Source organism: Stenotrophomonas sp. STK16_22 (genome assembly GCF_051984505.1).
Taxonomy (GTDB): domain Bacteria; phylum Pseudomonadota; class Gammaproteobacteria; order Xanthomonadales; family Xanthomonadaceae; genus Stenotrophomonas; species Stenotrophomonas maltophilia_A.
Genome location: NZ_CP196972.1, coordinates 3,535,750 through 3,549,446, shown reverse-complemented (window position 1 = coordinate 3,549,446; position 13,697 = coordinate 3,535,750). Strand labels below are relative to the sequence as shown.

Genomic DNA, 13,697 nt, shown 5'->3' with positions numbered 1-13,697 from the left:
ATCAGAAGCAGCGTGAGGAGGCAATCGGTGGTGTATCTGCGGGCGGCGATGCTGCTGCTGGTCCTCCTGTGCTGCCTGTCGCCCGCTGCGGCGCAGCCGGTGCCACCGAGCCCGCGCCAGGTGACGGTGTTCGACGGCTTGCCGTCCAATACCGTGAACCGCATGGCCGAGGATCGTTACGGTTACCTCTGGATCGCCACCAACGACGGTCTGGCCCGCTACGACGGGCGCAACTACCGGATCTGGCGCTCGGAAGACGGCCTGCGCGACAACCGCATCTGGACGGTGCTGGTCGATGCCCGCAACCAGCTCTGGATCGGCACCGAGAACGCCGGTCTGGTGCGGATGTCGGCCGATCGCCGCCAGCTGCATTTCTACGACCGCAGCAGCCAGCCGTTGATGGGCACCAACACGGTCTGGAGCCTGGCCACCACGCCGGATGGTTCAGTCTGGTTCGGCACCCACGAAGGTGGTCTGTACCGCCTGGACAACCAGGACCGGCTGCAGCGCTTCCTGCCCGAAGCGAACAACCCACGCAGCCTGCCCGCCGCATCGGTGCCTTATCTGGCAACCCTGGCCGATGGCAGCCTGTGGATCGGCACCAAGCATGGTGTCGCGCGCTGGACCGGCACGGACTTTGAACGGGTTGGGGCCGGCATTGTTCCCAGCCTGCTGATCAATGGCCTGACGGCCGAGCCCGATGGCAGCCTCTGGATCAGCACGATGGCCGGTGCCATCGTGCGTCGTCCCGATGGTCGTTTCGAGGCACCGTCCTGGAAGCTGCCCGAAGGCGAACAGGTGCTGGGCATGATGCTGCGCGACGAGCAGGGCGGGCACTGGCTGGACACCCGCACCGGCCTTGGCCGCGCGGTCGATGGCCAGTACCAGGCCGTGCCGCTGTACAGCGCGGTGGCGCGTGGCCCGGTACGCCCGAACTGGACCGGCGCCTACGAGGATCGCGAGGGGGGCATCTGGCTGGCCAGCACCAACGCCGGCCTGTGGCACCTGCTGCCGCGCTGGTGGCAGTTCTCGGTGCTGTCGCGGCTGGAGGACGACCCGCGCTCGCTGCGCAATGCCTTCGTGCTGGGTACCAGCCCGTCCAGCAACGGCGGCATCTGGACGGTCGGCAGCCACGGCGCGCTGGACCGCTTCGATCCGAAGACCGGCCGCATCGAACAGCACCGCACCTGGGTCAACGGCATGCACTGGCTGACCTCGGTGCGCGAGGATCGCCGCGGCCAGGTCTGGATCGGCTCCAACGACGCGCTGCTGCGCTACGACCCGAAGCGGCGAGATCTGCGCCGCTGGGGCCGGGATGCCGGCGCCGACGCGACCATGGAAGGGGTCATCGAATCGATGATGACCTGTGATGGTGACAGCCTCTGGCTGATGCTGCCGTCGGGTCTTCAGCAGCGCGATCTGGATGGGCGCCTGCGGCGCCAGCTGGACAATGGCCAGCGCGGATTGCAGCAGGGCCAGCTCAATCTCGATGTGGAATGCGGGCCGCAGGATCATATCTGGCTGGCCAGCAGCCGAGGCCTGCTGCAGTGGCTGCCGGAAAGCGAGCGCTTCCAGCCGGTGCCGGGCGCACCGGCGACCGCGATCCATGCACTGCACGTGGGCAGCGATGGCCAGGTCTGGCTGTCCGAGGATGGCCGCCTGTCGCGCTACCGCTGGAGCCAGGGCCGGCTGCAGCGGCAGGCCGTGATCGGTGCCGAGCAGGGCTACCTGGCGATCTCCGCTTCGGGGCTGGTGGTCGATGCACAGGGGGTGGCGTGGGCAACCAGCGCGCGTGGCCTGGTGCGCATCGGCGCCGATGGCCAGAGCGTGCGCCTGTATGGCGTGCATGACGGCCTGCCGAGCCAGGAATTCCGCGAGCACACGCTGGTGATGTCGGGAGACGGCCATCTGGTGGCGGGTACGCCGGCCGGTGTGGTGGTGTTCGACCCGGAGCAGGTGCGGCCCTCGATGCGGCGTGCGCCGCTGGTGATCGAGCGGGTGGAGGTGCGCCGCAACGAGCAGGTGCTGGACCTCACCCACGACACGCCGTTGCAGATCGCCGATGGCGACCGCGATCTGCGCATCGTCGCGCGCCTGTTGTCGTTCGCCGATTCGGCGTCCAATACCTATCGTTACCGGTTGGCCGGCTATGACCCGGACTGGGTGGAAGTGGGACCGGCCGGTGAGCGCCTGTTCTCGCGGCTGGCACCGGGCAGCTATCGGCTGGAAGTGCAGGCGCGGTCGGCCGACCATGTCTGGTCACGGGTGCAGAGCCTGGAATTCCGCGTGCAGCCACCGTGGTGGCGCAGCCTGTCCGGCCTGCTGGTGCTGGCCTCGTTCGCGCTGCTGCTGACCAGCTGGTTCGCCTGGCTGTACCGTCGCCGCCTGCAGCGTCGCCACGCCTATCAGCTGGCGCTGCACAAGCAGGAGCTGGCCGAGCAGGCGTCGGCGGCCAAGACCCGCTTCCTGGCCAACCTTGGTCATGAGATCCGCACGCCGATGACCGGTGTGCTCGGCATGAGCGAGCTGCTGCTGTCCTCACCGCTGGATCCGCAGCAGCGCGGCTATACACAATCAATCCGCCACGCCGGCGAGCACCTGCTGCATCTGGTCAACGATGCGCTGGACCTGGCGCGGATCGAATCGGGCCGTCTGGAGTTGCAGTCCAAGCCGTTCGCGCTGAGCTGCCTGCTGCAGGACCTGGCGGCGCTGATGGGCCCGTTGGCTGCACAGAAGGGCCTGCGCTTCACCCTCGACAACCAGTTGCCGCCCGGCCTGCAGGCCACCGGCGACGCGATGCGGGTACGGCAGATCCTGCTGAACCTGCTCTCGAATGCGGTCAAGTTCACCAGCCGCGGCACCATCACCCTGCACGCGCGCAGCGACGCCGAGCTGCGATCTCTGCATTTCGAAGTGCGCGACACCGGCCCCGGCATCAGCCAGGAGCAACAGCAACGCCTGTTCCGCCGCTTCGAGCAGGCCGATGGTGCACGTACCGCGGCGCAGTACGGCGGCAGTGGCCTGGGCCTGGCGATCTGCCGCGAACTGGCGCATGCGATGCAGGGGCGGATCCAGGTGGAGAGCCAGCTCGGTCGCGGCACCTGCTTCGGCGTGACGTTGCCGTTGCCGATGGTGGTCGATGCCGATGCCGAAGCAGATGGTGAAACGCACCGCGAGGACGCGGCCAACATGCCGCCATTGCGGGTACTGCTGGTGGAGGACGACGCGACTGTGGCCGATGTGGTGCGCGGGCTGCTGAGTGCGCGCGGGCACGAGGTGGTACATGCGGGCCATGCGCTGGCGGCACTGCGTGAGATCAGTGCCGGTGATTTCGACGTCGGCCTGCTGGATCTCGACCTGCCGGGCCTGAGCGGCTTCGAGCTGGCCCAGCATCTGCGCAACCAGGGCTACATGCTGCCACTGCTGGCGGTGACCGCACGTACCGACCCGGACCTGCAGCAGCAGGTGGAGGCGGCCGGCATCGGTGGCTTCCTGCGCAAGCCGGTGACCGGGGAACTGCTGGTGGAAGCGATTGCCAGGGTGATGGGAAGGTAGGGATTATTGCAGGGCTTGCAGCCCTGCACCTGCAGAAGCAACGTCAACGTCAAAAGCGTGCAATCCGTGGGATGGCGGGGTGGGTCCGGTTGCGGGGGACGCTGCAAGTACGTCCATGTAAGCTCGGTCGCCGCTTGCTCGTGTGCGCTGTCCTGCGCACACGGCAAGACCGGGGTTGGGCCTCCTGCCCAACTCGCCCGAGGCATGCCTCGGGCCCATGCGGCTCACGCCCCCACAACCGAACCCACCCCGCCTTCGACAGTTTTCCGCGATCTGTCGGAGCACGGGGTCGGATCCCGTTGGCGCGCAACGGGCTCTGACCCCAATCTGGAATTCGATATCTGACAGGTGTGTCGACCAAGGTCGACACCTACCAACAACCGCGCGTTCCAACAGTCGCCGTTACCCACAGCCGCGTGAACCTGTCAGAGGTGGGGCGGTGTGGGCTTGCAGGACCGTTGGCGCCATGGATGGCGCCATCGAGCCCCCATGGACGGGTTTACGGCGTGTCCTGCAAGCCCACACTGCCCCGCCATCCCACGGAATGCTCGCTGTTGCTGTTGCTGTTGCTGTTGCTGTTGCTTCGGGTTGGGCCTCTGCGGGTGCAGGGTGCAACCCTGCCGAACCCCCTCACTCCGCGACGTGCTCGACCTGCCGTGGCTCCGGCTTGGTGTCCGGCAGCTGCCAGAAGATCATCGTCGAGGTCAGGGTGATCGCGCCCACGCACAGGAACGTCGCATGCAGTGCCGCGGTGGCGCTGTTGCTGTCCAGGTGATTGCCGAACGCGGCCAGCAGGCTGCCGGCCGCCGCGGCACCGAAACCGGCGGCGAGCATCATCACCATTGACAGCAGGCTGTTGCCGGAACTGGCGAACTCGCGATCCAGATCACGCAGCGTCACGGTGTTCATCACGGTGAACTGCAGGGAATTGACCGCGCCGAAGAACGCCAGCTGCAGCAGGCGCCAGGCCAGGTGCTGGCCGGGTGTCATCAGGATGAAGCTGGCCATCGCCAGGCCCACCAGCACGGTGTTGACCATCAGCACGCGGCGGTAGCCGTAGCGCTCGACCAGCTTCACCGCCAGCTTCTTCGACACCATGCCGGCCGCCGCCACCGGCACCATCATCAGGCCGGCGTTCATCGGGCCAAGGCCCAGGCCGACCTGCAGCAGCAACGGGATCAGCATCGGCATGGCGCTGCTGCCGATGCGCGAGAACAGGTTGCCAAGGATGCCGATGCGGTAGCTGGGCACGCGGAACAGGGCCAGCGAGAACAAGGGCGCGGTGGAGTTGGCGGCATGCAGCCAGTAACCGACCAGTGCGGCCAGGCCGGCCACGGTCATCAGCATCACCAGCGCATGTGGCGTACCGAGCCCGGAGATGCCGTCCAGCGCCAGCGACAGCACCACCATCGCAAAGGCCAGCATGATGTAGCCGCGCAGGTCGAAACGGGTGCGATGGCTGGCGTAGTGGTCGGGCATGATCTTCATCGCGGCGATGAAGCCGATCACGCCGATTGGCAGGTTGATCAGGAACACCCAGTGCCACGATGCGATCTCGACCAGCCAGCCACCCAACGTGGGGCCGATCAACGGGCCGACCAGTGCCGGAATGGCGATGAAGCTCATCGCGCGCAGGAAATCCTCACGCGGCACCGAACGCATCACTGCCAGGCGTCCGACCGGCAGCAGCATCGCACCGCCGATACCCTGCAGCACACGTGCCCCAACCAGCTGGTGCAGGTGCTGGGCCAGCGCGCAGGCCAGCGAGCCAAGGGTGAACAGGATGATCGCTACCAGGAAGGTACGACGCGTGCCGTAGCGGTCGGCAATCCAGCCGGAGGCAGGGATGAAAGTGGCCACCGCCAGCGCGTAGCTGAACACCACCGACTGCATCTGCAGCGGGCTTTCGCCCAGGCTGGCCGCCATCGCCGGCAAGGCCGTGTTGACGATGGTCGAGTCCAGCATCTGCATGAAGATCGCCAACGAAACCAGCCACAGCAGGGGGCGCTGGCGGTTGTAGGTCGATGGCGATGTGGACATGGGGTGCGGCCGGTGCAGCGTGGGGGACGCCATGATCGCGCACTGCGGGTCACGGCGCGATCAACATCGCGCCGCAACCGCATGGGCATTGTTCAGCGCTGGCTGTGCGCGTGCACCGCGTCGACCAGCACCTGCACGTGCGCCGGGTCCATGTCCGGCGACATGCCGTGGCCGAGGTTGAACACATGGCCCTCGCGCGAACCACCGTTGCCGGCGGCATAGGTGTCGAGCACGCGTGCTGCAGCGGCGGCGATCGCATCCGGCGAGGCGTACAGGGTGGTCGGGTCGAGGTTGCCCTGCAGGGCGACGCGGCCGCCGGTGCGGCGCATCGCCTCGTCCAGATCCAGCGTCCAGTCCAGGCCCAGCGCATCGGCACCGGTCTGCGACAGCGCTTCCAGATGCAGGCCGGTGCCCTTGCCGAACAGGATCAGCGGGGTGCGCTCGTTGCCTTCGCCGCGCTCCAGGCCCTCGGCAATCCGCTGCAGGTAGCGCAGCGAGAACTCGCGGTACATCGACGGCGACAGCACGCCACCCCAGGTATCGAATACCTGCAGCGCCTGTGCACCGGCCGCGCGCTGCGCGCCGAGATAGGCGATCACCGCCTCGGTGGTGACCTCCAGCAGGCGGTGCAGGGCCTGCGGATGGTTCAGTGCCATCGCCTTGATCCGCGCGAAGTCCTTGCTGCCGCCGCCTTCCACCATGTAGCAGGCCAGCGTCCACGGGCTGCCGGAGAAACCGATCAGCGGCACCTGGCCGTCCAGCTCGCGACGGATCAGGCGCACCGCGTCCATCACATAGCCCAGGTCCTGTTCCATGTCCGGCACCGCCAGCCTGGCGATGGCCGCTTCATCTCGTACCGGGTGGCGGAACTTGGGGCCTTCGCCTTCGACGAAGTAGAGCTCCAGGCCCATCGCATCGGGAATGGTGAGGATGTCCGAGAACAGGATGGCCGCATCCAGCGGGAAGCGACGCAGCGGCTGCAGGGTGACCTCGCAGGCAATCTCCGGATTCTTGGCCATGGCCAGGAAGCTGCCGGCCTTGGTCCGGGTCGCGCGGTACTCCGGCAGGTAGCGTCCGGCCTGGCGCATCAGCCAGACGGGGGTGCAGTCCACCGGTTCGCGGCGCAGGGCGCGCAGCAGGCGATCGTTGCGGAGAGGGCTGGTCACGATGGGCATTCCTTGGGCGAATGAGGCAGCGGCGTCAGTCGCCGTGCGAAAGGATCTGGAAGCCGCGATGCAGTTCGGCATCGCGGGCCTTCTCGAAGGCGTGGCGGGCTTCGTCGGCCTGCAGGAACAGCTCGCGCCGCAGCTGCGAGCGGCTGCCGACGCGACCGCTCTCGCGCAGCAGTTCCCAGCCGCCGAACAGATCCGGCTGCAGGCTCAGGCGCAGGAAGCGCGGTGCCTGCGCACCGGCGTCGGGATGTTGCAGGTAGACGTGCATGGCGCCGATTGTAGCGGGGCCAGGGTGACCCCGGCCGCAACGCGGTGGTGCCGGCCGTTGGCCGGCAACGTCATGAGCGGGGAAGCCGGCCAGCGGCCGGCACTACCAGGCTGCGCGGCAGGATTGCCGGCCAGCGGCCGGCACTACCGGACCGACAGCACCTTCAGCACCGCCGCCTCATCCACGTCCGGCACCACTTCGGCGCGGCCCATGCCACGCCACAGCACCAGGCGCAGGCGGCCGGCCACGTTCTTCTTGTCCAGCCGCATGCGGCCGAGCAGGGCCTGCGGGTCCAGCCCCGCCGGGATCGCCACCGGCAGGCCGAGGCGTTCCAGCAGTGCCTGCAGGCGCACGCGGTCGGCATCGTCGGCCAGGCCCAGGTCGGTGGACAGCGTTGCCGCCAGCACCATGCCCACCGCCACCGCTTCGCCGTGGTTCAGCGCATCGCGGCCCGGGGCCGAGTAGCCCTGTTCGGTCTCGATGGCATGGCCGAAGGTATGGCCGAGGTTGAGCAGGGCACGCTCGCCCTTCTCGAACGGATCACGCTCGACGATGGCGGCCTTGTGCCGGCAGCTGCGCGCGATGGCTTCGGACAGTACCGCATCCTCGCCGGCCAGCAGTGCATCGGCATGCTGCTGCAGCCATTCGAAGAACACTGCATCGCCCAGCGCGCCGTACTTCACCACTTCGGCCAGGCCGGCGCGCAGCTCGCGCGGCGGCAGGGTGGTCAGTACGCGGGTATCGGCGATCACCGCGCGCGGCGGATGGAACGCGCCGACCAGGTTCTTGCCGGCCGGAATGTCGACCGCGGTCTTGCCGCCCACCGATGAATCAACCATCGCCAACAGGGTGGTCGGCAGCTGCACGCAGTCCACGCCGCGCATCCAGCAGGCGGCGGCGAAACCGGCGAGGTCACCGACCACGCCGCCGCCGAGGGCGAACACGCAGGCGTCGCGGGTGGCGCCGAGCGCGGCCAGCGCTTCGATCGCACGACCGAATTCGGCCAGGGTCTTGGAGGCTTCGCCGGCGGCCAGCACGTGCTCGCCGACGATCAGGTCGGGGCGTGCGGCCAGCAGCGTCTGCTTCACGGCTGCCAGGTAGCGCGGAGCCACTTCGCTGTCGCTGAGCAGCAGCACGTGGCGGCCGCGCACATGCGAGGCCAGCGCGGTGCCGTCGGCCTGGGCACCAGCGCCGATGGTGATGGAGTAGGGGCGGTCGCCGCCAACGGCGACCTGCAGCAGGGCGGGGGAAGTCATGCGGTCAGGTCCTGGCGCTGCCATTGCGTGGCCAGCTTGACCACCAGGTGGGCGGTCGCGTCGGCAGCGGTATACGGGTCGGTATCAAGGGTGAGGTCGGCCAGTTCGCGGTACAGCGGGTCGCGGTGAGCAGCCAGATCGTGCAGCACCTGCTCGCGGTCCGGGCGCTGCAGCAGTGGCCTGCCTTTGTCGCGGGCCAGGCGTTCCAGCTGCGCGGCCACGCTGACCCGCAGGTAGACCACGAAGCCGCGCCGGGCGATCAGCGCACGGTTGTCCGGATCCAGTACGGCGCCGCCACCGGTGGAGACCAGCTGGCCGCGGCCTTCCAGCACACGGGCCAAGGCTTCGCGCTCATGGCTGCGGAAGCCGGTTTCACCCGAGTGCTCGAAGATGGTCGGGATGCTGGCGCCGGCGGCATCGACGATGGCCTGGTCGACATCGACGAAGTCCAGCGTGAAGCGCTCGGCCAGGCGGCGGCCGATGCAAGTTTTACCGGCGCCCATCGGGCCGATCAGGATCAGGTTCGGAGCAGGATTCATGCCCCTCTGATCCTAACACCTCCGTGCCTTGGCCTTTACGTTCTTCACGTCACGGTGTGGGTTCCTGCGGGGTTTCCCGCGCCTGACGGAGCAGCAGCCATGACGGTCGCCAAGGTCATCGAAATCAATGCGTCCTCGCCCAAGAGCGTGGAGGATGCCGTGCGCAGTGGCTTGAAGAAGGTGTCCGGGACGGTCAAGGGCATCCAGGGCGCCTGGGTCAACGAAACCAAGGTGGTGACCGATGGCAACGGCGAAATCACCGAATGGCGGGTCAATCTGCGGGTGACCTTCCTGGTGGAATAGGCGTGCTCAGCGTACGTCCTGCACCTGGCGCTGGCCGTCCAGCACCACCACGTGGTCGGCCAGGGCGGGCAGGGCGCGCAGTGCCTGCCGGCTGACCCGCTCGTAGTACTGCACAAAGCGCTCCAGCTGTGGCCGGCTCATGCCGTGCCGGCCCGGCTGCGCGGCCTGCAGGTTCTGCTCCTGCTGCCAGCGCCAGCGTGGTACCACCGAGAAATCCGGCGGCTGCAGGAACCACAGGCGGTCGCAGCGCTGCCACAACGCCGGGTAGTCGCGGGCCAGCGCCTGGTTGCACCAGCGGCGCCAACGGCCATCGGCGTCGGCCTCGCGCTCCAGTGCGTTCAGCGGGCTGTCCAGTGCGTTGTCATCCTGCGCCGGTGTGCCGAGGAACCAGCCTTCGAACACCAGCAGGTCCAATGGCTGCTGCAGCTGCGGCCACTGAGCCTCGGGCAGGCGTTCATCGGCCAGCTTGTCGAATCGTGGCATCGCGAAGGGCTGGAGTGCGGCCACCGCGTCCAGCACGGCGTGGGCCAGCGGCAGGTCGTGGGTGCCGGGCGGCCCGCGGGTGATCAGCAGCGGATGCACCTGGCGGGCCAGTCGCTGGCGCTGCGCACGGGTGAGGTAGACGTCATCGATCGACAGCGTGGCCGCGTTCAGGCCGCGTGCCTGGGCGCGCGCCACCACCTGCGCGGCCAGCGTCGATTTGCCGCTCCCCTGCAGGCCGCTGATCGCCAATACTGGAATCGCTGCACCGCTGCCCAGCGCATCATCCAGCGCCTGTTCGGCCAATGTTTCGGGGAATCCTTTCACCTGGGGCATATACGCAGCAGCGGCCATGAAGCCACAATAGCCCAATCCGTGTGAGAAGAACGCAATCATGAGCGACCTGTACGCCGAAGCCCTGTCCACGTTTGCCGGCCTGTTCGACGAGGCCAAGCAGAGCCGCGAGGTCGAGCCGAATGCGATGACCGTGGCCACCGCCGATACGCAGGGCCGTCCCTCGGCGCGTACCGTGCTGCTGAAGGCCTTCGACGAGCGTGGCTTCGTCTTCTATACCCACCTGGACAGCCACAAGGGCCAGGAGCTGCAGGCCAATCCGCAGGCCGCGCTGCTGTTCCTGTGGCGCAGCCTGCGCGAGGCCGGCATCCAGGTGCGCATCGAAGGCCGTGTCGAGCAGGTTGCCGATGCCGAGGCCGACGCCTATTTCGCCAGCCGCCCGCGCATGAGCCAGATCGGCGCCTGGGCCTCGCAGCAGTCGAAGACGCTGGCGACGCGCGAGGAATTCGACGCGCGCGTGGCCGAGATCGAAGCCCGCTTCGAGGGCAAGGACGTGCCGCGCCCGGACGGCTGGAGTGGCCTGCGGGTGGTGCCCGATCGCATCGAGTTCTGGTACGGCGCGCAGTTCCGCCTGCACGAACGCTGGTGCTATGAAGCCGGTGCCGAAGGGCGCTGGAGCAAGCGCCTGCTGTACCCGTAAGGCAACCTGATGCAACGCCTGCCGCTGTACCGTGTGGTGGTGTTCGTGCCGTCGGCAGCACTGGATGCAGTGAAGCAGGGCATCCTCGCGGTGGACGCGCTGGCGGCCGGCGACTACGAGCACGGGATGTGGTGGTCGGCGCCGGGGTTCGAGCAGTTCCGCCCGCGCGTGGGTGCGTCGCCCGTGCAGGGTGAGGCGGGCCGCACCGAAGTGGTCGACAGCGTGCGCCTGGAATTCTGCCTGCCTCGGAATCCGCAGCGGCTGCAGCGCATCTTCGAACAGGGCATCGTGCCGCATCACCCGTGGCAGGTGCCGGTGGTGCAGGTGGAGGAAATCGAGCTGCTGCTGGCCAGGTAGATCCACGCCATGCGTGGATGAGATGCTTGACGGAAGAGCGGTGCGAACCAAGGTTCGCACCCACCAGGCAACGAGTGGTTACAACCCCTCCGCGCGCAGCCAGCGCCATAGCGTGGTGCGTGAGACGCCCAGCGCCTGCGCCATCCCCTCGCGATCATTGCGGTGTTCCTGCAACAGCGTTTCCAACTGCGCACGCGGTGGGCGCTTGCCGTTGCTTTCCACCGGCAATGCTGCAATGCCCTCATTCACAAGTTCGGGCGCCAGCTGCAGCAGGCGCGCCGCATCGATCAGCCCTTCGCCCGGCTGCCAGTGGATGCGCAGACGATCCACCAGATTGCGCAGTTCGCGCACGTTGCCTGGCCACCTGGCGGCGGTCAGTATCGCCAGCGCATCCTCATCCAGGGGGGCATCGATGCCGCGCAGCTGGCGGAAGAAGTGCTGTGCCAGCAAGGGGATATCCGCGCGCCGCGCACGCAGCGGCGGAAGGGCGATGCGCAGCGCGGCCAGGCGGTAATACAGGTCGCGCCGGAAGCTGCCGGCTGCCGCGCGCTGTTCCAGCGACTGCAGGGTGGCGGCCACCACGCGCAGGTCCACCGGGGTCGGTTCGGTGGCGCCGACACGCAGTACCTCGCGTTCTTCCAGCACGCGCAGCAGGCGGGTCTGCAGCGGTAGCGGCAGTTCGCCGATCTCATCCAGGAACAGCGTACCGCCGTCTGCGGCTTCGACCAGGCCGACACGGCCGCCACGGCGTGCGCCGGTGAAGGCGCCGTCGCTGTAACCGAACAGTTCCGCCTCCAGCAGCGATTCGCTGATCGCGCCGCAGTTCAGTGCCACGAAGCGTCCACGGCGGCCGCTGGCGGCGTGCAGCTGCCGCGCGACCAGTTCCTTGCCGGTGCCGGTTTCGCCGCTGACCAGCACGGTGCTGTCATGTGGGGCGTAGAGCGCGATCTGCGCGCGCACCCGCGCCATCGCGTCGCTGTCGCCGAGCAGTTCATGCGCATCGGCACGCGCTGCCGGGCGCCGGCGTGGGCTAGGCCGATTGCCACTGGAACGTGCCAGGGTCTGGGTCAGTTCCAGCGCATGTTCGAACGCCTGCCGCACCGAGTCGGCCGAATACAGCAGCACGCCGGGCAGGCCGGCCTGTTCGGCGTGGTCGATGGCCATCCCGGTGCCGACGATCACTTCGATGCCGTTGGCGCGCAGATCGGCGATGCAGTCGCGCGCATCCTCGCGGGTTACGAAACGGCGATGCTCGATATCCAGGCCGAAACTCTGCTGGAAGTTGCTGAACACCGGCACGTCGCTGGCGTGGGTGACCAGGCCGATACGGCCGGCGATCCGCCGTGCGCGCGCCAAGGCTTCCATCAGGTCGAAGCCGTTGGCCTGGATCGGCACCAGCGGCAGCTCCAGCCGGCTGCGCAGCCAGGCCGCGTTGGAGCCGCCGGCGATGACCACGTCGCAGTGCTCGCGACGCAGACGTTGGCCGATCACGTCCACCGCTTCCTCGAAGCCGAGGTTGATCTGCTCGATACGCGCGCGGCGATCGAACTCGGGAATGACGTCGCCGAGAAGACCGGTCAGCCGCGAGACGCTGACGGTCCAGATCACCGGCCGACTGGGGTCGGCATCGGCGTGGCGCAAGGGCGAGCGGGGCAGGTACATGGCGGCGCGCGTTGGACGGGATGTTTCATGATACATCTGTTTCAATGTTTCATGTGTTTCACTGTTGCGTGGGCGTCATTCCCGTGAAATCAACGGCTTGCAGCTTGGCATGGTGTTTGCGCTCTCTATCCCGTACTTCAACCTGGATTGCCGCATGACCGCTTCCACTCCTTTCTCCGCCGGTGCCCGCTTCCGTGAGGCGCTGGCTGCCGAATCGCCGCTGCAGGTGATCGGCGCGATCAACGCCAACCACGCCCTGCTGGCCAAGCGCGCCGGCTTCCGCGCCATATACCTGTCCGGCGGCGGTGTTGCCGCGGGCTCGCTGGGCCTGCCGGACCTGGGCATCAACACCCTGGAAGACGTGCTGGTGGACGTGCGCCGCATCACCGATGTCTGCGACCTGCCGTTGATGGTCGACATCGACACCGGCTTCGGCCCGAGCGCGTTCAACATCGCGCGCACCGTGAAGTCGCTGATCAAGGCCGGCGCGGCCGCCTGCCACATCGAAGACCAGGTCGGCGCCAAGCGCTGCGGTCACCGCCCGGGCAAGGAAATCGTCTCGCAGGGTGAAATGGTCGACCGCGTGAAGGCGGCTGCCGATGCCAAGACCGATCCGGACTTCTTCCTGATCGCGCGTACCGATGCCATCCAGGTGGACGGCGTGGACAAGGCCATCGAGCGCGCCATCGCCTGTGTCGAGGCCGGTGCGGACGGCATCTTCGCCGAGGCGGCCTACGACCTGGACACCTATCGCCGCTTCGTCGACGCGGTGAAGGTGCCGGTGCTGGCCAACATCACCGAATTCGGCGCCACCCCGCTGTTCAGCCGCGATGAACTGGCTTCGGCCGGCGTTGCCATCCAGCTGTTCCCGCTGTCGGCCTTCCGCGCCGCCAACAAGGCGGCCGAGAACGTCTACCAGGCGGTGCGCCGTGATGGCCATCAGCGCAATGTGGTGGAGACCATGCAGACCCGCGAGGAACTCTATGACCGCATCGGCTATCACGCCTTCGAGCAGCAGCTCGATGCACTGTTCGCCGCCAAGAAATAAGCAGTACCCTGCACCATCAAGTT

General features: G+C 67.9%; 12 protein-coding genes. 5 read left to right on the top strand and 7 right to left on the bottom strand.

Features of this window, described 5'->3' with window-relative positions; translation table 11 throughout:
* The first annotated feature begins 27 nt into the window (after positions 1 to 27).
* On the top strand, positions 28 to 3,555 hold the full coding sequence (locus tag ACSYAO_RS16585; protein WP_149909229.1) for a hybrid sensor histidine kinase/response regulator: 3,528 nt from the start codon (positions 28 to 30) through the stop codon (positions 3,553 to 3,555).
* Between the two features lie 630 nt (positions 3,556 to 4,185).
* Here the strand turns inward: ACSYAO_RS16585 and mdtD are convergent.
* The 5 genes from mdtD to ACSYAO_RS16560 form a co-directional block, all read right to left on the bottom strand.
* Positions 4,186 to 5,595 (bottom strand): multidrug transporter subunit MdtD, encoded by a 1,410-nt coding sequence (gene mdtD, locus ACSYAO_RS16580; protein WP_010482759.1) that lies wholly within the window; start codon positions 5,593 to 5,595, stop codon positions 4,186 to 4,188.
* 92 nt (positions 5,596 to 5,687) lie between these two features.
* A complete protein-coding gene (hemE, locus tag ACSYAO_RS16575) occupies positions 5,688 to 6,770 on the bottom strand; it encodes a uroporphyrinogen decarboxylase (protein WP_149909228.1) in 1,083 nt (360 codons plus the stop codon).
* Between the two features lie 25 nt (positions 6,771 to 6,795).
* A complete protein-coding gene (locus ACSYAO_RS16570; RefSeq protein ID WP_032127800.1) occupies positions 6,796 to 7,035 on the bottom strand; it encodes a WGR domain-containing protein in 240 nt (79 codons plus the stop codon).
* Between the two features lie 143 nt (positions 7,036 to 7,178).
* Positions 7,179 to 8,291, bottom strand: a complete 1,113-nt coding sequence (aroB, locus tag ACSYAO_RS16565; protein WP_149909227.1) for a 3-dehydroquinate synthase — start codon at positions 8,289 to 8,291, stop codon at positions 7,179 to 7,181.
* On the bottom strand, positions 8,288 to 8,830 hold the full coding sequence (locus ACSYAO_RS16560; protein ID WP_134951195.1) for a shikimate kinase: 543 nt from the start codon (positions 8,828 to 8,830) through the stop codon (positions 8,288 to 8,290). The genes aroB and ACSYAO_RS16560 overlap by 4 nt, the downstream gene beginning before the upstream one ends.
* Before the next feature lie 99 nt (positions 8,831 to 8,929).
* On the opposite strand from ACSYAO_RS16560, the gene ACSYAO_RS16555 reads away from it, so the two are divergent.
* Positions 8,930 to 9,133 carry a dodecin family protein gene (locus tag ACSYAO_RS16555; RefSeq protein WP_049461193.1) on the top strand — a complete coding sequence of 68 codons (204 nt, stop codon included), beginning with the start codon at positions 8,930 to 8,932 and terminating at the stop codon, positions 9,131 to 9,133.
* Positions 9,134 to 9,139: 6 nt separating this feature from the next.
* Here the strand turns inward: ACSYAO_RS16555 and ACSYAO_RS16550 are convergent, their stop codons facing one another.
* Positions 9,140 to 9,967: a kinase gene (locus ACSYAO_RS16550; RefSeq protein ID WP_049461191.1), complete on the bottom strand. Its 828-nt coding sequence runs from the start codon at positions 9,965 to 9,967 to the stop codon at positions 9,140 to 9,142.
* Between the two features lie 40 nt (positions 9,968 to 10,007).
* Between ACSYAO_RS16550 and pdxH the strand changes: the two genes are divergently transcribed.
* Together pdxH and ACSYAO_RS16540 are read left to right on the top strand one after the other, a co-directional pair.
* The gene (pdxH, locus tag ACSYAO_RS16545; RefSeq protein ID WP_032127805.1) at positions 10,008 to 10,607 is read left to right on the top strand and encodes a pyridoxamine 5'-phosphate oxidase; all 600 of its coding nucleotides are present in this window, start codon (positions 10,008 to 10,010) and stop codon (positions 10,605 to 10,607) included.
* A 9-nt stretch (positions 10,608 to 10,616) separates the two neighbouring features.
* Positions 10,617 to 10,964: a hypothetical protein gene (locus ACSYAO_RS16540; RefSeq protein ID WP_125895329.1), complete on the top strand. Its 348-nt coding sequence runs from the start codon at positions 10,617 to 10,619 to the stop codon at positions 10,962 to 10,964.
* A 78-nt stretch (positions 10,965 to 11,042) separates the two neighbouring features.
* Here ACSYAO_RS16540 and prpR read toward each other — a convergent pair whose 3' ends face one another.
* Positions 11,043 to 12,626, bottom strand: coding sequence for a propionate catabolism operon regulatory protein PrpR (gene prpR / locus ACSYAO_RS16535; RefSeq protein ID WP_149909226.1), 1,584 nt, complete (start codon positions 12,624 to 12,626; stop codon positions 11,043 to 11,045).
* Between the two features lie 154 nt (positions 12,627 to 12,780).
* Here prpR and prpB point away from each other — a divergent pair, with 154 nt between their 5' ends.
* Positions 12,781 to 13,674 (top strand): methylisocitrate lyase, encoded by an 894-nt coding sequence (prpB, locus tag ACSYAO_RS16530; protein WP_010482769.1) that lies wholly within the window; start codon positions 12,781 to 12,783, stop codon positions 13,672 to 13,674.
* The last annotated feature ends 23 nt before the right edge of the window (positions 13,675 to 13,697 follow it).

What these genes read in the sequence shown, in the direction of transcription:
- ACSYAO_RS16550 (WP_049461191.1), bottom strand. Translation starts at nt 9,967, where the DNA reads ATGGCCGCTGCTGCGTATATGCCCCAGGTGAAAGGATTCCCCGAAACA.
- mdtD (WP_010482759.1), bottom strand. Translation starts at nt 5,595, where the DNA reads ATGTCCACATCGCCATCGACCTACAACCGCCAGCGCCCCCTGCTGTGG.
- pdxH (WP_032127805.1), top strand. Translation starts at nt 10,008, where the DNA reads ATGAGCGACCTGTACGCCGAAGCCCTGTCCACGTTTGCCGGCCTGTTC.
- hemE (WP_149909228.1), bottom strand. Translation starts at nt 6,770, where the DNA reads ATGCCCATCGTGACCAGCCCTCTCCGCAACGATCGCCTGCTGCGCGCC.
- prpR (WP_149909226.1), bottom strand. Translation starts at nt 12,626, where the DNA reads ATGTACCTGCCCCGCTCGCCCTTGCGCCACGCCGATGCCGACCCCAGT.
- ACSYAO_RS16555 (WP_049461193.1), top strand. Translation starts at nt 8,930, where the DNA reads ATGACGGTCGCCAAGGTCATCGAAATCAATGCGTCCTCGCCCAAGAGC.
- ACSYAO_RS16560 (WP_134951195.1), bottom strand. Translation starts at nt 8,830, where the DNA reads ATGAATCCTGCTCCGAACCTGATCCTGATCGGCCCGATGGGCGCCGGT.
- ACSYAO_RS16540 (WP_125895329.1), top strand. Translation starts at nt 10,617, where the DNA reads ATGCAACGCCTGCCGCTGTACCGTGTGGTGGTGTTCGTGCCGTCGGCA.
- aroB (WP_149909227.1), bottom strand. Translation starts at nt 8,291, where the DNA reads ATGACTTCCCCCGCCCTGCTGCAGGTCGCCGTTGGCGGCGACCGCCCC.
- ACSYAO_RS16570 (WP_032127800.1), bottom strand. Translation starts at nt 7,035, where the DNA reads ATGCACGTCTACCTGCAACATCCCGACGCCGGTGCGCAGGCACCGCGC.
- prpB (WP_010482769.1), top strand. Translation starts at nt 12,781, where the DNA reads ATGACCGCTTCCACTCCTTTCTCCGCCGGTGCCCGCTTCCGTGAGGCG.